A 24,651-nucleotide genomic window follows, 5' to 3' on the forward strand; every position below is an offset into this window, starting at 1 on the left:
GGCACGGCTTGTCAGAGGACGGATTCCGGGCTTCGGAATCAGGTCGATGCGTCGGAGACGCAGGAAGTAAGACTGAGTATCGGCCATGGCCGGTGCGTTTACCCACTGAATGATGCTGAAAAACGCATGTCTTTCGGAACTTAGCAAAGGGCGGATGTGAATACCATCAATCTCTGAGAGAGACTTCTAGCGAGACCCCATGGACGCGCCCATCCGTAAGACGGCTACATCTGGTGAAGGTCCTGACCAGGATGCCAACAAACCGAAGCAATCGGTCACCGGGCTGAAGCCGATAGAGCGGCTGACGAACGACGATCGCATCGCGCGGATCATCCCCACTGCCGACTACGGCATGGAGATCGAATACTACTCACAGTTCGCGCGGACCTTCATCCGTGCACACTACAACTTCTGCGCCGCGAAAATGACCGTTGCTCGCGAGGGCAAAAAGCTCGCGCTGGACTATCGCTTCAGGGAATCCGAAGAGTGGCTGGAAAAAGCGATTGTTTGGGCGAACAAATTCGAATTCCATCGGATCCCGATGGTGCCCGCATCCATTCACGTAAGCATCACGGTTCCGCTTGCTGGGCGCCTCGTGAACCTCATCAACGACTACGACATCCTGTTTATGAGTGTGTCGGGCGCGGCGTTCGCTGGCTCGATTACGAACGATGAGCGCAACGGGGTCTTGCTCAACGCCAGTCGACAAGTCCTGGCGATCCAGCAACTCTGCGTGCCCGACTCGGATCGCTACGACGTCGGTGGACGCCTGCTCGAAGCAGGTCAGCTGTAGGTCCGGCCGTATTTAACCCTGAGCGTCGGCGGCGATCGCCCGTGGGAAACGCTCGACAGCCCTGGGAGTGTGAAATTGCGAGTTGAAGACATCACAGATCTGCATGTGAGCTATGCCCGAGCGCAGATGAATCGCGGCGCGATACCCCTTCCGCCGATCAAGTCCAAACGCGCGTCTTTCGTCCCGGAACTGCCGCCTGTCAATGCCGTACCGGTCGAGCTTGCACTCGAGGTGCCGGGGCAACCCGTGCCGCCGCCACCTTCTGTCGCCGAGGCCGCGGCCATTAGCGCGCCCGCCCCATCCGTTGTCGACACCGTGGTCATCCAGAAGACGGTACCTGTTGTCGACGCGCAATTTGCTGATCTCCCTTCCGGTGCGACGGGCCCGACCGTGGGGACGGCCGAGCCGAACGCAATGACACCCAGACGGCCCGGGTTTGCGCTTAAGGCCAGCTATCTGGCCATCGCCGCCGCTATCGCCGCCAGCCTCGCGTTGCTGTCCTACCCGGCTGTGCACACCCATCTGCACGTTAGCGAGCCGCCGAGGAAGGTTGCCGCCGTCCAGGCGAAGCAGCCAAAGACGGAAATGACGATTCCAGTTGTGCCGACCGCTGCCTCCGCCGCAAGCGGTCAGAGCGGTGTCACCCTGCCGTACGACAACGTCGCAGCCCCGGGCTCCGGAACGCAGATGAATGCCGCACCGACCCGGCCGGTCATAGCCGCTGGGCCGCCACCGCCGTTCAAACCAGCACCGCCGACCGGGCCGCTATCTCACCCACTCACGGCGCAGGACCTCATGCCAGACTCGCCTAAACCTGATTTCGTGCGCCCGGCGAGCGGTCTCGCACATGTGGACCCTCGCGACTTTACCGGGCGTCAGAGCCGCGCCGCAGAGCCCGATACACGTGTCGTGGAGGTTCAGGCGGACGGGAGCGGCGACGCCCATCCTGCTACGGTCTATGAGGCTCCAATTCGCAAGGTGATCCGCTCGCTGCACCGGATGGTTCAACCGGCACCCACTGCCACGACCAAAGCGCCCGCAGCAGCGTCCGCCCCACCCGCTCGCCACCCGGACGCCGCCCAGACCGATCCTAGCGGAGACCAGCGACTGTTCTAGAACACTGTTGTCCGCACGTATCGTTTCACCTCCCGGAGCGGCCGGGTCGCTTGCAACCCTGCAGGCGGAATCGCCGGGACAGCAAGTAGCAGGTATCTCGAATACGTCCAAGGCCGCAACGTCAACCTCAAGCTGCAAGGAGCAAATCATGGAAGCCCAACTGAATTCCCCGAATGAGACGTCAGCCGAGCCGACGTACCGCCAACTGAGTGTCTCGATCATCGCACCCGGCTGCTCGATCGAGGGCAATGTTATCGCTGAGAAAGGCCTTACGATCCTCGGACTCGTGACGGGCGATGTCTACAGTCAATCTGACCTTTTGCATATCGGCGACACCGGCCTTGTGCGTGGGAACATCGACGGTGAGAACGTGCTGCTCAGCGGCAAGGTGGTCGGCAACGTGCGCGCGCGCGGCAACCTTTCGATCAACGGGCACGTACGCGGCGATATCAGCTACGGCACGATTCGGCTCGGCGAGGATGCTGATCTTGATGGTTGCCGCATCCAGCGCATTCGTCCTGAGGACGGCCAAACGGTAGAAAAGTCCGCGCAGGACACCGCCTCAGGGGAACGGGAAGGTCCTTTGCCAACGGTGTTGGCAGCCCCTCCTGCCCGCGACCTCGCCAGTGTCACGCAGCTCTCGCGCATGCCGCCACAGGAAGCCGCTTTCCCCGCTAACGCAACCGGTCACCCGAACTACAGCGACAGCAACGCTGTCCGGCCACTCACTCGTATACCTTCCGTAGGCTGAGTGTCTGTGGTTTGTCGGATACTTGTAACTAAGCCGGTGGAAAGACGACGGTTTGGTGTCGTCATTCTTCGTCTGGTCGTACATCCAGATTACCGACCCCCCTTCCGGGGCTTTGTGGCGATAGCGGTCTCGCGCATCGCCGGACTGCTATTCCAAGCGGTCGAAAAGGCTGAGTGTGACTCGGCGGGAGCGTTGCTGCAACCCGCCCCGGCACCTTGACTCCGTGAGTTCACCGGCTGGCAGTGGATCCTTGAGTTCGCGCTGCACGTGGCAAATGGGTAGCCCGTCATTCATGCGCATCAAAAGAGTCTTTTGATGACCCACACGCCCGCGATCAGCACAACAGCAATCAAAATCACCCCTGCCACGCTGTGGCCGCGCATGAGAGCGCCGACAGAATGGCTGGTCGCGCTGCGTACAACCGCTCCAGCGACCTGATCGCCGATCGAGCTATGGGTAAGTGCGTGGATCAGCATGTTTATCACCTGTTCTCTCTTCTCGTTGCCGCGCGCCTTTGCAGACGTCGCATTGCTGTCGGGGCTCCGCATTCGCGCAGCGCCAAAAACGTGGTCGTGAACATCAGAGCAAGGCCACAAGCTGTCGCCATGCTCAGGTAAAGGTAGCTCAGGACAAAGAGGCGACTCTCGTTATCGGCCTGACCGGTATCTCTAAGATGCGGGGTCTTATCGCAGGGGATTGGCGCATTCCTGGCGAGCGGCCCGCTCGTGAGGTATGTCTTCATATCCAGCCACTCGATCGTCGGGGAGCGCAGCGAGTCTTGATACATCGCCAGCGATGCTTCGCCGCGCTGTGCTGGGTCCAGGCGGCATGCCCCGAGAAAGTTTATGTGCATCGACACCGCCTCGCCGATGAGGTTTAACCTGGAGACCATCTGCAGATTGGACGTCACGCCGTACTGGGCGAATAACGTCGGCGTCATACCGGCGAGAAGTAGCACGATCATTGTGAGACGGTGGAAGCGGGGGCGGTTCCCGACGCTGACTGCCGCGCCTGCCGTCGCGCCGACCGGCGCTGCATCCGAACTGTCAATCGCCAGGCAGTCACGCACCAGGAAAACCGCTCCCACATAGATCACCAGCGGTAGCAGCGCCCACGCTATTGCTCCACCGTGATCCCCGATCACAAAGGCCAGCTTCGCAGTGGCAAGGGTTTCATTCAGACCAACCATTTACACAACTCCTTGTCGGTTGCGGTGCATTCAAGCAGCTCCGTCAGGTTGCTTTGCTGATGCCGAGCCCGTGAGAATCGCGCGGCGCAGATCCCTTTGCCAACGCTCGCCGCCGCGCGTTCGGAGCGCAAATCTCAGGCACCTCAGCGTCGCTCAAGCGAAGCGCTACGTATTCAGCCGAAGCCTGGGAAGTCGCCTCAGATGTTACAAAGACCTTCGCGCCAGTGTTTTCGAGCGCGGTCGAGAACAAAGCTAACTGCTCGTCGCTATAGCCGACATTGCGGAGATTCGGAACGGCGTGCCGTTCGCACCAGACCGCTGCCGCCGTGACGATCGCCTTTGCGCCTGGAAGGTAGTGGATGTGGTCAATCACGACGCCGCCACGTGAGCCAGTCTTCGGGTCAGCCCAAGTCTTTGCACCCTCGATGAACGGATCGATGACAGTCATCTTGCGCTGCCCTGCCAATCTTGAAAGAAGCGTGGTTTTTCCGACGCCAGTTGCGCCTGCAACCAGAATTGTCTGCATGTCTTGCCCCGTCTGCAAAAAATTGTGCGTCCGGCGACCCGCCGGCTGGGTACGCGTACCGCGGCAGAAACGCTTCCTGTTCAGCCACCCTAAGAACTACGGTGTTTCTGTGTTGTCCTCACCTCGTTCAGTGAGGACGCGCCAAAGTGCCCTTAGACGGGTTCAAGCGCGGAGGTTTCGATATTGGCTTCCTGTACGAAGCGCGACGAGACCCCTTTCTTTGTCGACGTAATCACCAATGCCTCCCGCGCGCGAGTCATCCCGACGTAGAAGAGTCGGCGCTCTTCGGAGATGGAGCTTTTCTCGTCGGGACAGACGCCCTCTTCCGCGCGGATGATCCACACGTTGTCCCATTCGAGGCCTTTCGAACTGTGCATTGTCGTCAGCACGAGGGCATCGGGTGTCGGCTCGTTGTTGTCCTGCCGCAGAAAGTTGATGCGGTCGGAGAACGATCCCTTCAGCCTGGAAAGGACATCGTGCGTTGTCCGGACCGCGCGGGAAGCCTGATCGTTCCTGCACGCCCCTAACATCCACTCAACCGCACCGTGCAATACGAGGTCGAGACAATTCCGCTTGTAGAGCTCTTTCCACTCGCCCAGTCGTTTCATGAACGCCCGGTATGACGTGGCAGTGTCCTCAGGAATACCGAGCGCAACGAGTTCTGCCTTCGACCGCGTCTTGAAAACTGGCCCCATCTCGTCATGCAGGATCGTGAGAACCTGAGTACTCATCCCGCCGAAGCCGAGCACGGACTCCAGACCGGAAGTCTTTGAACCCTGAATATTTTCCAGAAGCGTGCATAACCAGGCGCTTTCGGCTCGCTCAAGGATGGATTTTCCTGATGCACGGAAGTACTTGATGCCGTTGGATCGCACGACGCTTTCGACAGCGTCAAGGTGGCGATTTGTCCGTGCGAGGATGGCACAGGTCTGATTACCTTCCAGACGCGGCATGAGGAAGTTGGCCGCAGCCGTCGCCTCCTCGTATTCATCGTCACAGCGGTACACGATCACCTTGCCGCCAGTGCCCTTTTCTGCGACCAGCACCTTCTCGATGCGATCCTCGTTCTTCCTGATGAGCCGATCAGCGGCCGCAAGGATCTCGGCGCGGCACCGATAGTTGCTGCCGAGGACGATCCGTTTGGCGCGGAGTTCATCCGAGAAATTGTCCATCCCACGGTAGCCGAGCGCCGCCCGAAACCCGTAGATGCTCTGATCGTCGTCTCCAACGACGGTCACGATCGCGCCGGCCCTGGCGTGCGCCATGACCCACTTGTATTGAACGAGGTCGGTATCCTGAAATTCGTCGACGAGGAGATGCGAGAACGGGTACGGTTCGATCGTGCCCGCATCCATACCTTCAACCGCGAGACTGATCATGTCCTGAAAATCGATCTCGCCATTGCGCTGGAGCGCTGCCTGATATGCCTCGTAGATGATCGTCTCGGGTTGGCCGGGCACCGTTCGCCCAAAGTCGTTCTTGATCTTCTCGATGGCCTGAATCGCCTCTTCAACCTTCAGATCGCTGCCGGTGTCAAAGACGACCCGCTGCACGATCCCGAAACGGTCGCCATCCATGGCAACGTTCAATTTCTTTCCGCCAGCCTTCTTAGTCAACTGCTTATAGGCAAGCGAGTGAAAAGTGCTCCCAATCAGCCGCTTCTTCGCTCCCTCTCCGGCCAGTTCAAGAATGCGCTCGCGCAGTTCTTCAGCGGCATCCTTCGAAAAAGTTACGGCGCCAACGACAAGCTGCGGTTCCTGCAATAGAACCGCGGCTTTCGTGGCGATGGTCTTCGTCTTGCCCGCTCCCGGACAAGCAACAGCCAGGCACGGGGTGCGTGTTTCCACCACCTCCAGCTGCCGCCGATTAAGACCGTCGAGCATACGGATCAGCTGCGGCTGTAGATGGTCATCATCAGCTTGCGGTGGGTGTTGAGCCCACGCACGCCAACCGGGCGCAGCTTGTTGGAGAAGCGACTGACTTCGTCGTCCATGTCGCTCTGGTCCTTCAGACGGTTGAAAACCTGCCAGTCGAGGAGGTTCATCACCTTGTCGAACTCAATGATTGTCTGCAACAGATCGTACGAGTACGGAGTGAACGCTTCGACATCGATTACCAGCGACGGGCGCGTAACCGCCGGGCTGAGCGGCTTGCGGTTGCTCTCGATGATCATTTCGGTGCCCGTACGGCAGACCGCCTCCGCGAGATCCCTTTGCTCGCCCACGTACTTGGCGAGGCTCTTTTGCTGATCTTCGAACCACGCCTGGATCTTGTCTGAGTTTTTCTTGGTCTCGAACGTGTCGCGACCAAACCGACCGATGTTGACCGACATGCGGTTCAGGAAAGCCCACCACGTTAAAAGGACCGGCGTCAGACGGCCGTGATTCAGCGTCACCGTCTCCTGGACCACCGGAGCACCGGGCACCTGTTGTTCAAGCAGGCGCCGACCTGTGTCCTTCAGGCGGTTGTTGATTGCTTTCTTCTCGTCGCGCGTCATGTCCTGATAGCGCCGACGCTCATGCTCGACCTGCTCAATCTGTTCGGCTGCTTCGTCTGCAGTCAGCAGACCTTGCTCCCGCATAGCATCCGCCGTCTTCGACATATGGTCGAGTTCGGCCGTCACCGACCTGTCGTCGGCGTCGTCTAGCGTGGCTCCCCCGTCCGCCCCGCCCTGGCCATCACCGGCACCGGCGAGATCAGCCACGGTCCCATCGGTGACGGTAAGAACAGGGATGCTCATATCGACGATCGTGTGACCAGGTTCGGTCAGACCATGAACGTTGTGTTCGGAACCCAGTACCTCAGCACTTTCAGTTGTCATATTCACCCCTGTTTGTCAATGTTCCGCGCCCCACGCGCGGTATTGACCATTTTTACAAGATGGGATGTGTGTGACAGTCGGAAACAGCGGTGAATTTAGATGGCTTTCGCTCGATATGCCACTTTCCCGGCAAGCTTGACTATCATGGCACTCGTGTATGCTGGTTTTACGTACCCAACAAACCGCCGCTCAGGCGGGAGGAGAAAAGAAAACCATGAGCACCTTCGTTGAAAGGATCTTCCCGCCGTGGAAAAGGATTCCAAGACTCCTGAAGTATCCGATCGCCCTGTTCGCGGCCTTCTGCACGTTGAGGCTGTCGAACCTCCTGCTCAACCACGGATACGGCATTGGCCTGGCCGTCGAATTTTTGGCGATCTATCTGCTGTTCTGGGGTGTTGGCTTTATTTCTCTGCTCGTCGGGATCCGCAGGTTCAACAGGAGGCTGATCTGGGGCAAAGAAAAACCCACCCTGCGTAGATGGTATTGGCGCCACTACTGGCTTGGCACGTTTGACGACCGGAAGGACGACTAGCAGGCATGGGGCAGGCGGCGAAACGCCGGCCTGCTCACTGATAAGACGCGGCAGCGCGCCAGACGAGAAAGACAAGGAGGGCCGAGACGCCAATCCAGAACGGCGCGAGAATCGGCATGGGGATCATCAGGACCGAGAACACGACCCCGAGCACGAGCAGGATGCCGTGCGCGGCCACGTGGAAGTGCAGTGGCCGCACCACGCCGCCCGCCGCCGCATTCACCTTGCGCTTGCATCCCCCGTCGATGAAAGATGCGATGCACAGCAGGATCGTGCCCAGGAGCCACACTCTCATTACCGAGGCACGGTAGGTCATCCGGTAGATGAGATACCAGAAGTTGTGCGCCCACCGTCGCGCAAACTCATTACCAACCGCATCGCCCAGATCATTATGGTTTGACTGGTCCATCGTAGCTCGCACTGCGCCTGTGTCGACAAACCACGTTTTGAAATCGGTATTCGCCCGCTCTATCGCATCGTCCGCCCGATCTTGTCCCAGTAGAGCCGAGACCGAATCGGTCTCCGCCGGATAGACCTCGAACAGTTGTTCGTTGTCCAGCAGCGGCATCAGAAAAAGCGCCAGCAACGGCGCAATGAAGAACCACCAGCGGATATGCGATATGAATCGGCTAGACATGGACGTGAAGCGCGAATTGCCCGATCAGATAGAACGCAAAGAGCAGAATGCCGAAAGCGCCTATCCCGCTCTGGATCGGGTAGTGCCGAATCACAAAGGCAAGCGCGTATGCGCGCGCCTCCTTGCCTTTGGTGAACTCCGCCGGGATCGCATCCTTGACCGAATCCGCTTCACCGGCAGACAGCCATGCGCGGAGGGCCTGCTGCTGGTCAATGCGCGAGAGCTTCGCGATTACTGTGACGATGGCTGCCATCGAAGTCCTCGAGGAATTGGCGGAACAGTTCACCCGGAAGCGTGCGGGCCGCTAGTTGGAATGCTGCCGAATGCTGCGTGATCTCGTCGGGACAACGCTCTGCAATCGTGCCTATCTCCATCGTTTGGTACTTACTCTCGAACTGGGTGACCGACTCGATCATCGGCAACCAGACGAAGTACTTCTCACCCTGTTTCGCGACATGACGCCGTCGGTACAGCCGATCAGCGTACTCGAAGAGTCCGTGTAGAAAGGCAAGCTCGGGGTTGCACTCCTTGCGCGCGCTTTTGTAGCCCTCAACGGCGCGCGTAAGCAGCTCCTTGATAAGCGGATCCTTCTCGCCCTGAAAGCGCAGGCCAATGAAATCGGCGACGCGCCCACAGGCCAACTCGAGCTGCGGCGCCACAACGAAGATCTGGCCCAGTCTGCCAGCCATCTTGTGTTCCCGTACGGCGGTTTTTAGGAGTTCACTCACGGCGATTAATTTGAAAGGATTGGAATGCGGCCTTGGTAGACGGCGGCGCCCGAAACCCGCATGAAATATTGCAGGTTGGGCAAGCCGTGAATCAAGCGCGTCGGAATAAGAGGGGCCTTCTCCAGTTGCAAGGATCTCGAAATTGAGCCCTGGAATTCTCCAATATGCGACTCGGTACCGGTACTCGTGCTGCTGTTGATGACCAGATTGCGTATGGCCGTTTCTCCGACTTTGTCAGAAAACCACTTTGCCGTATCGCTGTCTTCCAATCTTAGGATGATCTGGTTGTTCAAATTCCCCAAAACCTGCAACATTTTCGACTCGTTTCCAAGTCTTGCCGTCAGATCGGACCGGGTCTGGAAGGCAACGAACGCTTTGAAGCCGGCGCCGCGCCCCTTGTTGAGCACCTGGATTACCTGCTCGTTGATAGCTTCCGCGATTTCATCAATGATCAGAACGACGCTCGGGTCCGTTTCGTAGAAGTTGTACACGGCACCACACACAGCCGAGACATCGGCGAGCATCATCGACGCGATGGCCTGCTCCACGATATTGTTCGACAGCGAATCGAGGCCCATGTACAGGACGGCCTTTTGCTTGATGACCTTGTCGATGTCCCATATCTCCCGCTCGTCGGAGAAATCGTCGGCCTTCGGGGCCAGCATCAGACCGGTTTCGCCCGTCGCCAGCATCTGCAACAACGGAAGCGCGGACGCGATGATCCGCATGTAGTGCTCCTTGTCGTGCGAGTGCGTAGCGATCAGCCCCTCCAGTGCCTCGTGCCTGTTGCCCTCATTGCCAAAGCGGGCCTTGTAGAGCTCGACCATGCCGTCCACACGACTCGCGCCCTTTTGCGCGAGCCTCTGCATACTGCTTGCCAGCTCTTCCTCCCAGCTCTCGAACCCTTGCTCCCGGAAGAACCTGATAAGTGCGCGCTCGAGCAGGTTGGCCACACCAGACTGCGCGTAGTTCAGGATTGATCGCAAGTTCGGTTTGTCCTCGACGTACAGTTCGCCTTTGACCGCACGGTCGATGAACAGGTATGCAAAATCCCGGAAAGGCCCCTCTTCCATCAACTGGGCAATGCGGTTCGGAATTTCCGAGGGCTGCGACCAGTTCTCAATAGGATTGAGGCGGATCGACAGCGAAGGCTTCGACTGGTTGAAGTAAAGGAACTTCCGGCCCGCCCGAGCGCACTCCTTCTCCACCCGGCGCTTCCAGTCGTCATCATTCTTCGGGTCGATGATGATCAGTACATCGTCCGGGGTATGGATCACCTGCGTGGAAATCACTTCGTAGGTGCGGGTCTTGCCGGAACCGGTGGTGCCGGCGACAACGGTGTGGCCGCCCAATGCCTTGTAGTGAAACGGCACGTTGACCTTCTTCTTCTCCATGCCGTGAATCCAGGATGATCCTTGCGGCATGAGGTCGAGCTTGCTATTAGGCGGAGCAAATAGCTCTTCGAGTTTCGCCTCAATCTTGCGGCCGGTTGGCGTCTTGTTAAGCCACCTCGGCAAGCCGGGGATGTCTGTGGTCGGCATGCGGAGAATGTCGTGCGCAATCTGACAATGCTTCTGTGTCCATTCAAAACCGATCCCGAGGTACATCGACTGGGACTCTTCGCGCATCTTTTTCTGAATTTCGAGCAGTTCCGCGACCTCTAGCGTGGTCAGCCACTTCGTGGAAATCGCCATGCGGAAGTTCAACGCAGACCAGACCTGCGTGGCGCGCAACAGGAACATCACCATCGCCAGCAGCGCGAAAACCCATCCGAGTGGCATCCCACTGAACGGAACGATGAGCATCGCGGCAAACCAGCCGATCATCGGTGTGGACTCGTAAACCGGGCGGAAGTGATTGATGTAAGGGATCATGGCGACGCCTCCTCACGAGCCTTGATAAGCCGGCCGATCCCCTGTGCGATCATGATCTCGGCCTTCCCGTTGTCAAGCAGTACGCCTTTCTTGCGCAGCACGTCGATCAAAGTGTCGCTGGCGATGCCGTACCCACCGAGGCTCTTCTTCGGGATGTTGAGTCCCAGCTTCGCCCACGTGACTTTCGCCTTTCCTGACGCGACATCCTCTTTGAGCGCCCGGAAGAAGTCGACAATCATTGCCGGGTAGTCTTTCAGACCTTCCTCCAGCGTTGGCACTGCCGCGAGCGTCCCGCCAGCAGTGCCAGGTTCTCCGGGCACTTCCTCTAGAAGGGAAATCTGGCGAGGATCTACCGGCTTGCCGCCGGGCGGTTTTGAGGATGGCGATGGGGCAGCCGTCGGCGACGCAACTGACCCGGCCGGTGGCGCTTCGTCCTCCGGAAATGGCACGGTGACTGGTTCCTGAACCGGCACCAGAACGTTCGCCACATCGATCGCGGGGGGCACGCTGAACTCCACGGCAGCGAATTCTGCGCGCTGAGCCTTCAGGTCGAAGTCGGTCGCGACCTTCACCGCATCACGCACGACTTTGTGCGTGATGGATTCACCTTGCATTGGCATCGGTGCGGGGTTGATCGCCCCGAATATCTGCGCGAGTACTTCGGTGTCGAGTTCGGACAGCAACTCGCGTCCGACAATCAATTGGGCAAGCACTCCTGTACGCATGCGCTCGACCGGTAACGCGACCTCGCGGCGTCCGAGCCGGTACTCGGACCCGTCGAGCCACGGGTTTAATGCACCATGCGCGGAGGGGTTCCACTCCGCATCGTCGTGCGCTCGGATAACACGGAAGTGCCGATGCGGTTCATCCAATCCGGAACAGACGGCGGCGATGAACACGCCGTAGTTATATTGCGGCTCGACGCGTCGACGTTCCTCAGACGTAAGGTTTGCTGCAAACTTTTGCGCGCCAGCGAGGCGCATCGCATAAAAAGCCAGCTCAATGGTCCACCGGAGCGCCCCGCCCGGCTCCCTGTAAAGTTCCGGACTGAGCGGCTGGCTTGAGTGCCAGTCGGCACACCTGACAAGAACAGCCATCCACTTCTGCTCGAAATAGACGGGCTTCGCTTCATTCGCGCACTGCCTGATGAGCTCGACCCGCTTGGAAAGCTCACCGAGCTTCTGCAAAGAATCGATAGATCTGAAGTTGGTCGGCGTCCGCGTCGCTGAGTCGATTTTCAATGCGTGTCTCTTAATATTGTTAGGGTGTCTGCGCGCGTGCTCTGGTCACACGTTGTTGCGGTCGTCCCGGCCGTCGTCACGGTCATCGCCATCGTCGTTATCGTCGTCATTGAGCGTGTCGGTCCCGCGATCGGGCTTCCCAAATGCGCCGGCGGTAGCCGCTACGACCATCTTCCCGACGAGGCTCGCGCCGCCCGCTGCGCCTCCCGACCCGAACATCCCCGCGATCTTTGGAATCTCCAGAGACAGCAGCATGATGAATACGGAGGAAACCGTGATATTGATGACCGTGCCAAAGCTAGTCGTGAAATTCAGCGTGCCAGCGGGTGTTAGCAACGCCCCGAGAAACTGGCTGATAACAAGAGTATTCATCGCCCCCGCGACCGCAGCGTACATTCCGGCGTGAACCATAAACGCGACCCATGACGAGAAGAAGCCTCGAGTCATCTGATGGAAGCCAAGCGCGATCGCAATCTTCCCGAAGACAATGCCAATGGCAGACTGCACGGCTCCGAGCATGGTGTAGTACAGGAAAATTACACCGGCAAGGCAGATCGCCACGAGGCACAGAAGCGCCAGAATGTCGATTGCAAAAATCTGGATGCACTGCGACAGACTCGCACCATCGAACGAATGGACAATACCGAGCCACACGGCTCCCGCAGCGGCCCCAATAGCCTGGATGGGTGTGGAGCCGCCGTTCAGGTGTTGAGCCAGCGTCAGAAACCAGTTATAAAACCCCGGAGCAGCTGTTCCGTATCCCACGTACACAGTGGCGAACATGCCAAAGACGAACAGGTTCTCAAATACCTTCACCCAGGCCTGTACCGGGTGATGAGTGCCGGCGTACTCGACGAAAGTGAGCACAACGACGATCACAGCAAGGCCCCCTGCGATCTTGTCGGATTCGGAATTGAGGGTCTGCGCAGCTGCGGTCGCATTCCCAATAACTGTGCTCGTGACCTGAGTGACCAACGCGCTGATTTTGTTAAAGGCGTTCGTGATGTCAGCGGCTGTCGCCGCGAGGCCCGCGCCAGTTACATTCGATCCAAGCGCGGCCGACACGACGTTCGCGGCAGCCGTACCCGCTGCGGTGACTGCTTGACCCTCTGTGTCGATGGAGATGCCGGTATTGGGATCGATGGCCGTTACGTCTCCGACCTCCGCGTGGCCGAATGTCGACAACACCATCGCGAGAATGAAGGCCAATCCCACGCCATAAAGAAATTTACTGACATTCAGCATGGGAAATCCCAAAGTCTCGAGTGCAATGACATTGCCGGCCGAAAAGGCTTTTTTTCATATCTTTCGGTCACCCTAATCGCCGAAGGCACCCATGGTCATCGCCGACGCGGCTTTGCCTACTATCCCCGGACCGCCGGATGCACCCGAGCCGAACATGCCTGCGATCTTGGGAATCTCCATCGACAGGAGCAGGATGAAAATCGAAATGACAGTCAACGCTATCACCGAGGCAAAGCTGGTCGAAAAATTAAGCGTTCCGCCTGGCGTATTGCTTTGCAGCGCTGAAATGAAGGTCTTGATGACGAGCGCATTCATCGCCGCCGATACGGCGGTGTACATCCCCGAGTGAATCATGAACGAAAGCCACGACGAGAAGAAATTTCGGGTCATCTGGTGAAAGCCCAGGGCAATGGCAATCTTTCCGAACACGATTCCAATGACCGACTGCACCAGTCCGATGAGGGTGTAATAGATAAACACGACACCGGAGAGACACATCGTCAGGAAGCAGATCGCGGCCGCAACGTCGACCACCAGAATCATCAGAACTTTCGAAACGTTTGCGATGTCGGTGATGCCCAGCCCATCCGTTGAGTGCGCGATGCCAACCAGAACAGCATCAGCGGCAGCGCCCAAGGCCTGGAACGTCGCGGTTCCTCCGTTCAAGTCAGTGGCAAGGGTCACGAACCAGTTGTAGAAGCCGGGTGCCGCCGTGCTATATCCAACGTAGACCGCCGCGAATATGCCAAGCACCATGATATTCATGAACACCTTTACCCACGCGGACACCGGGTGGCGAGTTCCCGCATACTCGACAAAGGTCAGGACGAGCACCAGAACAGCGAGTCCGCCTGCAATTTTGTCCGACTCGGAATTCAGCGATGACGAGGTCGTCACCGCGGTGCCTAGAATGGTCTGCGAGACCTGCTGGACCTCCTTGCTGATGTAGTTAAACGAATTCGTGACAATCGCAGTTGTAACTGCGAGCCCAAGCCCTGTCGGCTGGGTAGTTGACGCCGACGCCGCCGTGGAACCCGCAGTCTCGGCCCGGCTATAGGGCGAGAAAAGCAGCGCCATGACCACAAGGAGGCCCAGTGCGTAAAGGAAGGTGCGGGCTTTCAGCATGACTAGTTCCTGATTCGAAGCTGGATCGACTCCGACTCAATTAGTATTCGAAATACCCAGATTCGAGAGTTCCTGTTGCTGCGCCTGAAGCCGTTGCTGGAGAATCTGGGAATTCTCGTTCTGTTGCTGCGCGGCGGCCGCCTGCTTTTGAGCAGCTTGTTGCGCGGCCTGCGTTTGCAACTGGATAAGGTCGTTGTTCTGGGAAGTGACGATATCGAGGTAGTGCGTCGTCGCTTCCGCGGTGGCCTGTTGCGTCGGATTCAGGGTGATCGAGTCCTGCAGCTGCTGCCGACGCTGCATCAACTGCTGCTGATGCTGTGCGATGCTGTTGCCACTCTGGAAGAGGTTGACGGCCTGCTGATTGCCCTGACTGGCAAGAGTCGCTTGATCAGTAATGAACTGCTGGGGTGTTTTGCCCTGCGACGCGACCAGTCCCTGCACCTTGTTTATCCAGCCCTGTCCGCTTTGCAACTGTCCGTAGAGACTCTGCAGGTTGTTCACATAGCTCTGCATCGAGGTGATGTCAGACGTGATGGCGTTGTACTGAGTCATCAAGGCCGTCGCATTGATCCCTGTCGCCTGCTTGAGTTGATTCGCCTCCATCTGGTACTGGTAGACGATGTTGGTGTCCTGGTAGATCTCGCCCTGTATCGCCTTGGCAGCGGTAATTACATTCTGGGCGAAATTGGTCGGGTCGAACACGATCTCCTGCGCAGTCGCTGACTGACTGGCAAAAAGGAGAAGAACCGCGGCCGATGCGGACGAAATAAGCCGGTTGACGCAGCTATTCAGAAATTTCATGTCGATCTCCATACGCTCAGTCGAGCGCCATAATTTCGTGGACGTAGTTTTCGCGCCAGTGCTGGTCACCCGACTCATAATGCTTGTCGAGGATGGTCTGCGCGCGACCATCCGAGCGGAGATACGCCAGGGTTTCCTTGTCGAACTTCGCCTGCAGCATGCGGGTGCGTGCCTGCGTGACCAGCAGATAATCGCGGTTGGGGACCGCGTTCGAGATCATCTCCACCTGATTTCCCGTCAGCCCGAATACGTCGCAGTACAGGTGCTTGTTATTTCTCGCGTCGGCGTTCGGCAGGTAGATAATGTTAGGAATATTCTCTTTCAGTACTTCGAAATCCTTGATCCGTTCAAGCTGTTTGAGCGATTGAGTAGCGATCACGAGCGTTGCATTCAGCTTGCGAATGGTGACAGCCCAGATTTCCAGACGCTTGTAGAAGCGCTCGTACTCGAAGAAGAAGCCCCCCTCCTCGATTTCAATGACCGTGTAGCGGCCGGTAAGCCACTTCGTGATCCGGAAAAACGCGTACTCCATAAAGAGCGCCGCGGCCACCGGATAACTCTGGAACAGATCCCCGAGTTCGATCGAAAGATCGTCGGACAGCGCAAACGCATCTTCCACGTGGTCGAAAAAGCGACCGTATTTCTCGCCCTCGGTCCAGACGGACAGACGTTCGCGCAATTCCGCCGGCAGTAGCGTGATCAGAAACGAAAGCCGCCACATGTCCTTGGAATAGCCTGCACCGAGAGTCTTGACAGCCGTGTAGATCTGGCTTTCCTGCGCTTTCGTGCAAGTAAAGTTATCGTCCTCGATCGCCATCTGCACCCAGCCGGCGACAAAGGTGAAATTGTCTTCGTCTGCGAGCAGTGAAAGCGGGTTGACCGACGTCGCCGCCGAGAAGCGGCCGGTCACATCGATGAACTTGCCGCCTGCGAGCACGGTCGGGATACGCGTTGAGCGATCCTTGTCGAAACGGATACGCCGGGCGCCATGTCGACCAGACTGTGAAAGCAGAAAGTTGAGCAATACTGACTTCCCCGCGCCGATAGGCCCGATCACGAGCAGATGCGACTTGCCGCCCGGATGGTGCAGGTGTAGCCGCTGCAGCGTCTTGTGTTGAGTTGGCAAACAAGTGAGTGCACCGACCTTCTTGCCGGCCTGCGACGTTAGCCAGTCGTTGATCTCCCCACCGTCGAGCACGCCGCGGATCGGTGCAATATCGGACATGGCCGGCGTCTCGACGAACTGAAGGCGCTTTTGCTGGTGCCACTGCCCGGGGAGCGTTGAGGCCCACGCCGCGAACAGGTTGTTCTCTTCCAGAATCGCGCCGAAGCCTGCGTTGCCGACACGACCGACTACTTCGCGTGTTTTGTCCTCGCACTCTTCAGGCGTGTCGCCGTAGACGACGATAGATATATTGGCGAAACCATACTGCTGGCCGTCGGCCATTAGCTTCGTGAGGGCATTGTCGGCTTCGCTGGCAAGGCGTTCACGGCCCTTGTCGTTTTGCTGTTCTTCCTTGGCGAAATACTGCTTGATCATCGACCACGGATTGAAGGCCGCAACCTTGTAGAAGTTGCGTATCTTCCTGATGTAGGCTTCGGCGCGGCCCGTGTTCAGGAATCGAAACATGACGCACACGTCGAGCTCGGCATCTACTTCATTGAGGATGTCGAGCGCGGCCTCCTGGAAGCCCAGCCACTCCTTGATGCTAACGATGCGGGCGAAGCGCGAGCCATACGCAGATTTGAATTCGAGCGTGGTCGCGCCAATGTTGACCTGCGTCTCCGTCAGGTGCGTGTCGAGCATCGTGACCGGGTAACGAACGCGGCGAGGTGGTACGTTGGGGTTTGCAGTCTGGTGCAGGAATGCCATCATCTCCTGCATCTCCAGCCGTTTGAGTTTCAGACGTGTCACCCCCCCCATGAAGGCGTCCAGCACCGACTCGAAACGCTTGATGTCGCCCTGCATCTTCGTCAGGTCGAATGCGAGCGCACTACGCGCCAGGACCATATCCTTGATCGCTTCGATGATGGCGAGGGGTACTGGCTTACCGCCCACCTTCATGTGGTAGTTGATCTTTTCAAAAACCTTGTCGATGCCCGACTCAGGCGTATACGCGAGAGCGAGCGAGTGCGAATTCCTGAAGTACTTGCCGCTCGAAAGATTTTGCTGATTGATCGCGTCGATCCGGGAGTCGGCCGCAGAATGAAAATCGCCCTCCAGCTCAGTCCTGATTCGCCGGTGCGACAGTCGCCACCATGCTGTAACACGATGGTCAAAATTCTTGCAGGCGTGATCAAGATTGTCCCGCACGGCCGAGATATCCGTCAGATTCGGACTATCCGCGTCGATGCCTTCGAAGACCGTTTGCGTAAGAAGCGACCCGTCCTTGTTGAAAGTGAGCGTGGGCGTGACCATGGTTGCCCACGGAGCAACCTCCTGAATCGAACGAGTCGTAATCCTGTTTTTTTTCAGCATAGGGGCGGCGACGTTAGCAAGACAGATCCTGGTCGAAGCCATACGGGCGCTTGAAGCGGGCCGCGAACTTCGTCGTGGGCATCGGTTCGTAGATGTCCGGGTAGCGGTTGTAGACGAGCATGATTTCTCGCCACCACGGGTCCTTCTGCGACATCCATCGCAGAAACCAGTGACCCACGATGCCGACTGGCAAAAATGCGAGCGTCATGGAGGTATAGCAAAGCAGCAGCGTGAGCGTGCCGTTCGCAATTGCCAGACCGCGATCCGCGCCGCCCATCTGGCGAGGCAGTGAAAGCGAACGGCTGACCTTGACGGGTTTGCGGTGCGATGCCATGGCGCGCGCTCAGCAGGTGTAGCTCAGGCCGAGGTGGTTTTTAACGATCGGGACCGCGCATGCTGCGAGCCCGAGGCCGACGAAGACGGTCGAAATCATCTTGGAGATGCTGCTTTCCGACGACGAGATCGCAACGGCGCCGACGATGATGAGCACGATGCCGATGCCATACAACCAGGGGCCGCTGATGTAGTCTGAGATCATGCAAATGATCCCGGAAGCCGTGCTCAGGTCGGAGATGCTGGTTGAGCTCTGCGCCATCGATACGGGTGCGATGAACGAAAGGACGAACGCCAGAAGCGTCGTAACGATTTCTTTCGGGCAGAGGTACGTGCGATACAGGGACCGCAAAGGTTGTTTCATTGTTTTCATGTTTACCTTCATCAAAAGACGCGGTTGAGGATGTAGTCGTCGTCCCGGAAACCCTGGATTTCGACTATCTCTGAAATATGTCGAAGCTCTCCCGTGCGCTTCAGATGCACGACATAGTTAAAGCAGTCAGCTATGTTCTTTCGCATGTCCCGCAGGTCCCAGGACGAGCCGGGCGGAATGCCCAGCATCGCAAGGCTCTCGAGACGTCCAAGGGCCATCCGCGCGTTATTGGCGTGAATCGATGCCAATCCCCCATCGTGGCCAGTGTTCAATGCCTGCAGCAGGTCGTAGGCCTCGCCGCCGCGCACTTCGCCCACGATGATTCGATCGGGGCGGAACCGAAGGCAGAGCGCAACCAAAGTGCGCGTCGTGACCTTCTTTTCTTCGTTGGAGAGCAGCCGCACCCGATTGGGTACCTTCAGCTTCAGTTCCTGCGTGTCTTCGATTGTGATAACCCGCTGATCTTCAGGAACCTCCTGGATCAGAGCGTTCAGAAACGTCGTCTTACCCGTAGACGTACCGCCTGCTACCAGAATGTTCTTGCGCGCCCTGACCAACGCAGCAAGCGATTCCATCAGCACTTCGTTCTCCGCTCCCGGGGGGAACAGACTGTCGTCACTGTGCTCGGGCCGTGCGTTCACGCGCGAGAACGCCCCGCGTGCTACATAGTCCTTCAGGGACAACGTTGTATCCTTGTGCTTGCGAATCGAGAGCGCGTGGCCGTCGATCGCGGTCGGTTGCATCACGGCCGCAACGCGCAGGCCTTCATGACCCGCGTTAATAATCCCCTGGTCGGTGCCAGCGAAAGCCGACTTGTCGACGGACGAAGCCAACGACAGAATCGCACCGTTAACCTTTGCGTAATCCAGTTCCAGATCCAGCCGATGCATTGCGCCGCGGTGCTCGATCCACGTATTGCGGTAGTCATTGATCATGATTTCCGCAATGTCATGCGATTCAAGCTGTGCCTTCAGCGGCGACAGTGACTCGAAGAACATCTTGACCGCCGCTGCAGTCAAGGGCTGCACTTTCAAAAAGTCATTGGCTGGATTGGTAGATGTGCTCATGCGTAAATTCTGGTTCTTTCTGGCATGGACACATCTGCGAATGGTGCGCGAAATTCGCCTCCTTTCCGACCCATTCTTGCGGGCCGTCCTGGTCACCACGGTTTTTTCCTGCTTAACTTTTGGGCATTTGCCTTTCACCTCTCCTACACATGTAACTAATGCTCTTAAAAGACGACGCAACGGTGCCGTCATTCTTCGTTTGGTCGTACATCTGGATTACCGACCCCCCCTGTAAACGGAAAAAACCCCGACGAGTGCCGTCGGGGTTTTGAGATAAAAAGACGCGTCAGACAATCACCTCGATCGTTTCGCCGAACGGTGCCACGCGGGCTCGGTTCAGTTTCGTGGTCGAGGCCCAGAGGACCGGATAGCCCGGGTCTTCCGTGGGGAACGTCCCTTCCATGTCGGTCAGATAGACCAGAAAAGCCGGGTTGATACCCTCCTCGCCGACCCGGATGAATGGGGCGACGAAGCTGGTACCGCCGCCGCCGAGCACAGGCTTCAGTTCGATTGTGTCTCCCCTCTCGAAGATCTGCACTTGCGAAACCCGCGTGTCGCAATCCATCACGACAAGGCGTTTCGGCTGCAGCGTCTCGAACACGTTCACGATCTCTGCGTCGAATTGCGCTTGCGTCTCGCTCCAAAGAGACCCACTCGAATCCCGTACGAAGACCGCGTCCTCGACGGCGGGCTCATGCAGCGATGGCAGGAACAAACCGAGATGCAAAAACCGCTTATTCGGACGAGCGTACGTATAGTCGGTTGGCGCCGAATCCTGCGCAAAACGCATCAGCACGGAACGCCATTCGACCGCCGGCTCCGCGAGTCCTTGCAGAACACCTTCCAGCCAGCCAGGCGCTTGCCCGACCATCTGGGCCGCTTTTGCGGCTTGCATGACAGCGACCTTCCACTTCGCCTCCGCTTCCGCAGGGCGATCACCCGGATAGGGACGAACTTCGCCACAACCCGGATCAAAGTCACCTGGCTGGGGCTCTCCCTGACCGTCGCCGCGATTACCTGCGTCGTCAGTCTGGCCACTCTTCTGCCCGTTGCCCGGATTTGACTGGCCCTTGCCCTGACCGTGGTCTTGCTGCTGACCCTGATCCTGACCTTGGCCCTTACCCTGGTCCTGCTGCTGACCCTGCTGGCCTTTCCCGTGGCCCTGACCTTTACGTTGATCCTGACCGGCGCCCGACTGCTTTTGCTGATTGGGCGCGGACTGCGGCTTCTGCTCACGCTCCCGCATCAGCCTGGCGTAGTTCTCCTCGAGCGACCCGTCATATTTCGGGTCGATCAAAACGCCTTTGGGCAGCTTCAGACCGGATGCCACCACAATATGATTGACCGGGTAGTCACCAGCCTTGTTGGCAGTGTCCGGATCACGGCCTTGCATGCGGAAGATGTGTCCGAGTGCCGGATGTAGCGTCTCATGCGCAAGCGTCCCCTTCAGTTCGTCATCATCGATCGTGTCGAGAAAAGCCGGGTTGTAGCCCAGGCTGATCCCATCGACCCAGAATGTCTTGCACGTCGGGTCTTCAACGATGTCGAGCATCAGGAGAAGCGTCGCAAAGAAGCGATAACTGCGGTCCATGACCAGCGAATGCCGTGCCTTAGCTAAGCGTGGATGCATGGCGACCTCAGGCGACGAGACGAAGTTGCGAGGTCTCAGCGCGCGCCGGCGTATAAGCAGGGGCCGGAGCCGAACCCATGAATGCCGCCATCATGCTTTCGATCTCGGATGCCTTCGACGCAGCTTGCGCTCGCGCGAACGGCGATTCCTTGAGCTCAGCACCAGACAGGTTGCCAAGGTGATGCTCGGCTTCATCGAGGATCCGGTTGAGCTCGGGGTCCCCACTGAAGTTCAGCTTCGGCAACAGCGCACACAACGAACGGACATTGTTCGCCACGTCCAGCCGCGGACTCTCGTTCACATACAGCGTCGACGCGAGCTTTGAGACCGCCTCATACAGACGACCAACGATGTCATTGTTAGCCGCCTTGATCGAGTACTCGACGTGTTTGTCGATATCCGATCTCAGCGACACGAGCACATCCTCCGGCAGCGAAACGCCAAAGTGCTCCGCGTTCGGGAACGGCAGGATCGTGAGGCGCACGGCAAACTTCAGACGAAGCTGCGACTCCGTCGGATAGTCCTCCTCCCGGAAGAGAGGGCCGAGCGTTTCAGAGTTGCGGGCCGCTTCCACGAGGTTCGGATAGTCCGTTAGAAAATGCGCGACGGCAACTTCGAACTTCTCGCGCAATCGACGCGCCTGTTCCACAAAATCCATGTAAATCAGCGTCGGCAGCAACCGCACAGCGTCCTGCTTGTAGTTGAGCGTGAACTTTTCCCAGTGACGACGCATTTCGCCTTCGATGCGTGTCACTTCGTTATAGCTTTCCGCTCCTCTCAGCAACAGGCGCTTGTTGTAACGGCCAGCGTCGGCGACCTTGTGGGTGCGGTCGACTTCAGCCGTGATCTTGTCGTCGAACTTGCGGGCTTTCCAGACAGAAATGCTCAGGCTGCAAAGCATGACGTTCGATGCAACATCGGCAATGGTTTTGGACATGATGAGACTCCACGAGAAGTAGATTGATAAATCAGGAATGGAACGAAACAGCGCGTACCCCCGGGAGGGAGAACACGCGCGGAACCAGCGGCAGAAGATGAAAATGCTCAGGCGGTCTCGAGTTCGTGGCCGAGGATCTTGCAAAGCTCACCCGCCCACGACTCACGCTGGAACGTGTGGGTTTGCTGCAGCGACGGGTCACGTGTCGTGGCATCATGAATGTAGAAGCCGACGTACTCGCGCATGCCAGCGTCGATCATGCGGTTGACGTAGACCATGACCGTGTCGAAGTTCGTAGCCGTGGTCCGGCCAGCAAGCATCGATACGATCGCGGTGGCGGTTGCCGGCTTGGCTGTGTCCGGAAGGCGGGCGCCACGCGGGTTAAGCAGAATCTCTTCGAGCGTCGGAATTTCCTTGTAGACGTCGAGGAACGTCGCAAGCTCGTGCGCAGCAGCTTCACCAACCGAACCCGCATACTCGCGAAGCTCCTGGCCCTTCGGAATGATCGGCATCTTCTTTCCGAGGAACCCCCAGCTACGCGGCGTCGGGAAGTTCTCGATGTCACGCCCTTTCTTCGGGACGTAGAGCAAATCCTGGCGGAAGCGCAGAAACGCGATCAACTCATTGGGCGTGTTGTTCTCCACCGCCCACTTCGACCACGACTTGATATCCGGTACGAGGTTGACGATCGTCGCGAAACGCGAGATCACCGGGTCCAGAATTCCACTCACGGCCGCGTTATGGCTGCGGTCGTTGGTGGCCGCCAGGAAGGTCACGCAATCCGGCAGGACGTGGTCGCCTACGCGACGTGCTAGCAGCAGCTGCATGTAGGCCGCCTGCACTGCAGCCGAGCCTTGGCCCAGATCGTCCAGGAACCATATCGTCGGACGAGTGGCGCTGAGGATCTTGTGCATATTCCCGAATGGCAGGAATCGGGCGGATAGCCCATCTGCCGAAGGAAACGGCAACCCTTTCGGGTCGGTCGGGTCTTCAGTGACGGGGTGGCTAATCACAAGGTCATAGCCGAGCAGCGCGGCAACAGAGGCCACGATGTCGGACTTTCCGACCCCAGGCGCCCCGGTAATTAGCACCGGAAATTGGCGGCGGACGTACGCGACCAGGAGGGTTATCAGTTCGGCGGCGGTAATGTCGGCGAGCTTCGGCAATTTTGAAACGGCGTTCATGGTGGTTTCCTGAAAAGAAAGCCCCGTTGAGACGCCATTCCCTTTGGCGGGATGTGCGTCCCGCTGGGGATAGAGATGAAGTGCCGATAGACGGCGCTGGATGCGTCAGAGACGCGAAAATGCCAAAAGGCGCCACGGGGACGCCAGTTTGCGAAACAGATAAGGGAGAGGCTGGAAGCCGAAGTCGATGCGCCGGAGGCGCGAGGTGTATCTGCAGTCTAGGCCTCGAAACCCGCGGGTTTTTCACAGAATGAGCGCTGATTTGCTAGGGCTTTCGAGGGTCAGTCTGCGGCCGGCCCGGAAAAAAATAACCCCGACCGCTTGCGCGCGTCGGGGTTTGGGTACAGGTTGTCTGGGCTTCAGCGACTTCGCAGAAGTGCCTTTTTGTCAGCCAGGAACTTCTCTGCCAAGGAATCGAATCGGTCCGTCTCCTCGCTCGGCTCCTCGTAGGTGGTGCTGCCGCTCGGGTTAGCCCCCGTCCATGCGGCGTTAGCCGCTTCCTGCGTAGGATGCCCAACAGACGCCCAGTTGAAGGCGCTGTAGTCGTATTCGACATCCCATTCATGATCCTCGCCGGTCTGGTAGAAATCGAAAAATCCGCGTCCCCAGGTGCCGTCGCGACGCTTCCAAATGACGTTTTCGCGGTTACAGCTCATATCTGCCTCCAGCATGAGACGGAGCCGCCCCAACGGGGAGGCCCCATCGGGTAAGGTTGATCGACTTCTTCAGGAAACGGACACACCAGCCTCGTTCACCGGCACGCCGTTCACTTCCGAAAGAACGGGTTTGCTGTCGTTCAGGCTGGCTTCAAAGAGCACAGGGACTCCGTTCGGCCACACGCCACCATTGCAGTCCGCTGCATTCAATACATCGCGGAGAATGGCGTCGGCCTGCTCTCTGGTCTTCGCCTTGACTCGAATGGCTGCCGTCAAGGTGCAATCGAACGCGTATTCGTTGTCCAAGGCGCCGACAGCCATTCCGGGTTCAGTCGACGCAGCCCAGTCCGGCAGCACGTCGATCGCAACAAGATTGAACTCCTCCGGCGCTTCGCTCACGGTATTCGCATCGAACAACGAATCCGCCAGATCGGCTCTTTCGGGGGCCGATAGATCGACCCACTTCAGTCCGTCGAGCGCTTGGGCCGCGACAAGTTCAACGTTCGCCGCGTCGATGACGACACGACACGATGTTTCGGCACGGCCAGGCCCGAAAAGATGCGACCAATTCCCGGCGAACAGGCGCTGTACCGGCATTTCCAGATTATCCATT

At 58.3% G+C, this 24,651-nt stretch carries 26 protein-coding genes; 4 read left to right on the top strand and 22 right to left on the bottom strand.

Annotation, left to right across the window (positions count from 1 at the left end; translation table 11 throughout):
* Positions 1-199 precede the first annotated feature (199 nt).
* The 3 genes from HHL24_RS26550 to HHL24_RS26560 all read left to right on the top strand — a co-directional run bounded on the left by HHL24_RS26550 (position 200) and on the right by HHL24_RS26560 (position 2,660).
* Positions 200-793, top strand: a complete 594-nt coding sequence (locus HHL24_RS26550) for an AcaB family transcriptional regulator (protein ID WP_169488321.1) — start codon at positions 200-202, stop codon at positions 791-793.
* 105 nt (positions 794-898) lie between these two features.
* Positions 899-1,909, top strand: coding sequence for a hypothetical protein (locus HHL24_RS26555; protein WP_169488322.1), 1,011 nt, complete (start codon positions 899-901; stop codon positions 1,907-1,909).
* Positions 1,910-2,057: 148 nt separating this feature from the next.
* A complete protein-coding gene (locus HHL24_RS26560; RefSeq protein WP_169488323.1) occupies positions 2,058-2,660 on the top strand; it encodes a bactofilin family protein in 603 nt (200 codons plus the stop codon).
* Positions 2,661-2,959: 299 nt separating this feature from the next.
* On the opposite strand, the gene HHL24_RS26565 is transcribed toward HHL24_RS26560, so the two are convergent.
* The 5 genes from HHL24_RS26565 to HHL24_RS26585 all read right to left on the bottom strand — a co-directional run bounded on the left by HHL24_RS26565 (position 2,960) and on the right by HHL24_RS26585 (position 7,196).
* Positions 2,960-3,136: a hypothetical protein gene (locus HHL24_RS26565; protein ID WP_169488324.1), complete on the bottom strand. Its 177-nt coding sequence runs from the start codon at positions 3,134-3,136 to the stop codon at positions 2,960-2,962.
* Between the two features lie 5 nt (positions 3,137-3,141).
* Positions 3,142-3,849 carry a hypothetical protein gene (locus HHL24_RS26570; protein ID WP_169488325.1) on the bottom strand — a complete coding sequence of 236 codons (708 nt, stop codon included), beginning with the start codon at positions 3,847-3,849 and terminating at the stop codon, positions 3,142-3,144.
* A gap of 43 nt (positions 3,850-3,892) precedes the next feature.
* Positions 3,893-4,375 (bottom strand): adenylate kinase family protein, encoded by a 483-nt coding sequence (locus HHL24_RS26575; protein ID WP_169488326.1) that lies wholly within the window; start codon positions 4,373-4,375, stop codon positions 3,893-3,895.
* A gap of 152 nt (positions 4,376-4,527) precedes the next feature.
* The gene (locus HHL24_RS26580; RefSeq protein ID WP_169488327.1) at positions 4,528-6,258 is read right to left on the bottom strand and encodes an ATP-dependent helicase; all 1,731 of its coding nucleotides are present in this window, start codon (positions 6,256-6,258) and stop codon (positions 4,528-4,530) included.
* A gap of 5 nt (positions 6,259-6,263) precedes the next feature.
* Positions 6,264-7,196: an ATPase gene (locus tag HHL24_RS26585; RefSeq protein ID WP_169488328.1), complete on the bottom strand. Its 933-nt coding sequence runs from the start codon at positions 7,194-7,196 to the stop codon at positions 6,264-6,266.
* A gap of 157 nt (positions 7,197-7,353) precedes the next feature.
* Here HHL24_RS26585 and HHL24_RS26590 point away from each other — a divergent pair, with 157 nt between their 5' ends.
* The gene (locus HHL24_RS26590; protein ID WP_169488329.1) at positions 7,354-7,728 is read left to right on the top strand and encodes a hypothetical protein; all 375 of its coding nucleotides are present in this window, start codon (positions 7,354-7,356) and stop codon (positions 7,726-7,728) included.
* A 34-nt stretch (positions 7,729-7,762) separates the two neighbouring features.
* On the opposite strand, the gene HHL24_RS26595 is transcribed toward HHL24_RS26590, so the two are convergent.
* From HHL24_RS26595 to HHL24_RS26675, 17 genes are all read right to left on the bottom strand, one after another.
* A complete protein-coding gene (locus tag HHL24_RS26595; RefSeq protein ID WP_230417576.1) occupies positions 7,763-8,296 on the bottom strand; it encodes a DUF4400 domain-containing protein in 534 nt (177 codons plus the stop codon).
* 61 nt (positions 8,297-8,357) lie between these two features.
* Complete coding sequence (locus HHL24_RS26600) at positions 8,358-8,618, bottom strand: hypothetical protein (protein ID WP_169488331.1); 261 nt, start codon at positions 8,616-8,618, stop codon at positions 8,358-8,360.
* Complete coding sequence (locus HHL24_RS26605; RefSeq protein ID WP_206003034.1) at positions 8,575-9,054, bottom strand: hypothetical protein; 480 nt, start codon at positions 9,052-9,054, stop codon at positions 8,575-8,577. The genes HHL24_RS26600 and HHL24_RS26605 overlap by 44 nt, the downstream gene beginning before the upstream one ends.
* A gap of 44 nt (positions 9,055-9,098) precedes the next feature.
* Positions 9,099-10,967, bottom strand: a complete 1,869-nt coding sequence (traD, locus tag HHL24_RS26610) for a conjugative transfer system coupling protein TraD (protein ID WP_169488333.1) — start codon at positions 10,965-10,967, stop codon at positions 9,099-9,101.
* Complete coding sequence (locus HHL24_RS26615; RefSeq protein ID WP_230417577.1) at positions 10,964-12,208, bottom strand: TraI domain-containing protein; 1,245 nt, start codon at positions 12,206-12,208, stop codon at positions 10,964-10,966. Before HHL24_RS26615 ends, traD begins: the two co-directional genes overlap by 4 nt.
* Before the next feature lie 45 nt (positions 12,209-12,253).
* A complete protein-coding gene (locus HHL24_RS26620) occupies positions 12,254-13,453 on the bottom strand; it encodes a type IV secretion system protein (protein ID WP_169488334.1) in 1,200 nt (399 codons plus the stop codon).
* 72 nt (positions 13,454-13,525) lie between these two features.
* Complete coding sequence (locus HHL24_RS26625; protein WP_169488335.1) at positions 13,526-14,578, bottom strand: type IV secretion system protein; 1,053 nt, start codon at positions 14,576-14,578, stop codon at positions 13,526-13,528.
* Between the two features lie 36 nt (positions 14,579-14,614).
* Positions 14,615-15,379, bottom strand: coding sequence for a type VI secretion protein (locus tag HHL24_RS26630; RefSeq protein ID WP_230417578.1), 765 nt, complete (start codon positions 15,377-15,379; stop codon positions 14,615-14,617).
* Between the two features lie 16 nt (positions 15,380-15,395).
* On the bottom strand, positions 15,396-17,858 hold the full coding sequence (locus HHL24_RS26635; RefSeq protein ID WP_169488336.1) for a VirB4 family type IV secretion system protein: 2,463 nt from the start codon (positions 17,856-17,858) through the stop codon (positions 15,396-15,398).
* 13 nt (positions 17,859-17,871) lie between these two features.
* Positions 17,872-18,192, bottom strand: a complete 321-nt coding sequence (locus HHL24_RS26640) for a VirB3 family type IV secretion system protein (RefSeq protein ID WP_169488337.1) — start codon at positions 18,190-18,192, stop codon at positions 17,872-17,874.
* A 9-nt stretch (positions 18,193-18,201) separates the two neighbouring features.
* On the bottom strand, positions 18,202-18,564 hold the full coding sequence (locus tag HHL24_RS26645; protein WP_169488338.1) for a TrbC/VirB2 family protein: 363 nt from the start codon (positions 18,562-18,564) through the stop codon (positions 18,202-18,204).
* 11 nt (positions 18,565-18,575) lie between these two features.
* Positions 18,576-19,631 carry a CpaF family protein gene (locus HHL24_RS26650; protein ID WP_169488339.1) on the bottom strand — a complete coding sequence of 352 codons (1,056 nt, stop codon included), beginning with the start codon at positions 19,629-19,631 and terminating at the stop codon, positions 18,576-18,578.
* A gap of 286 nt (positions 19,632-19,917) precedes the next feature.
* A complete protein-coding gene (locus tag HHL24_RS26655; protein ID WP_169488340.1) occupies positions 19,918-21,261 on the bottom strand; it encodes a vWA domain-containing protein in 1,344 nt (447 codons plus the stop codon).
* Between the two features lie 7 nt (positions 21,262-21,268).
* Positions 21,269-22,198 carry a hypothetical protein gene (locus HHL24_RS26660; RefSeq protein WP_169488341.1) on the bottom strand — a complete coding sequence of 310 codons (930 nt, stop codon included), beginning with the start codon at positions 22,196-22,198 and terminating at the stop codon, positions 21,269-21,271.
* A 107-nt stretch (positions 22,199-22,305) separates the two neighbouring features.
* Positions 22,306-23,382 carry an ATP-binding protein gene (locus HHL24_RS26665; protein WP_169488342.1) on the bottom strand — a complete coding sequence of 359 codons (1,077 nt, stop codon included), beginning with the start codon at positions 23,380-23,382 and terminating at the stop codon, positions 22,306-22,308.
* A 359-nt stretch (positions 23,383-23,741) separates the two neighbouring features.
* Entirely contained in the window at positions 23,742-24,038 is a 297-nt protein-coding gene (locus HHL24_RS26670) for a hypothetical protein (protein ID WP_169488343.1), read from the bottom strand.
* Positions 24,039-24,107: 69 nt separating this feature from the next.
* Entirely contained in the window at positions 24,108-24,650 is a 543-nt protein-coding gene (locus tag HHL24_RS26675) for a hypothetical protein (protein WP_169488344.1), read from the bottom strand.
* Position 24,651: the final 1 nt, after the last annotated feature.

Source organism: Paraburkholderia polaris (assembly GCF_012927345.1).
Classification (GTDB): domain Bacteria; phylum Pseudomonadota; class Gammaproteobacteria; order Burkholderiales; family Burkholderiaceae; genus Paraburkholderia; species Paraburkholderia polaris.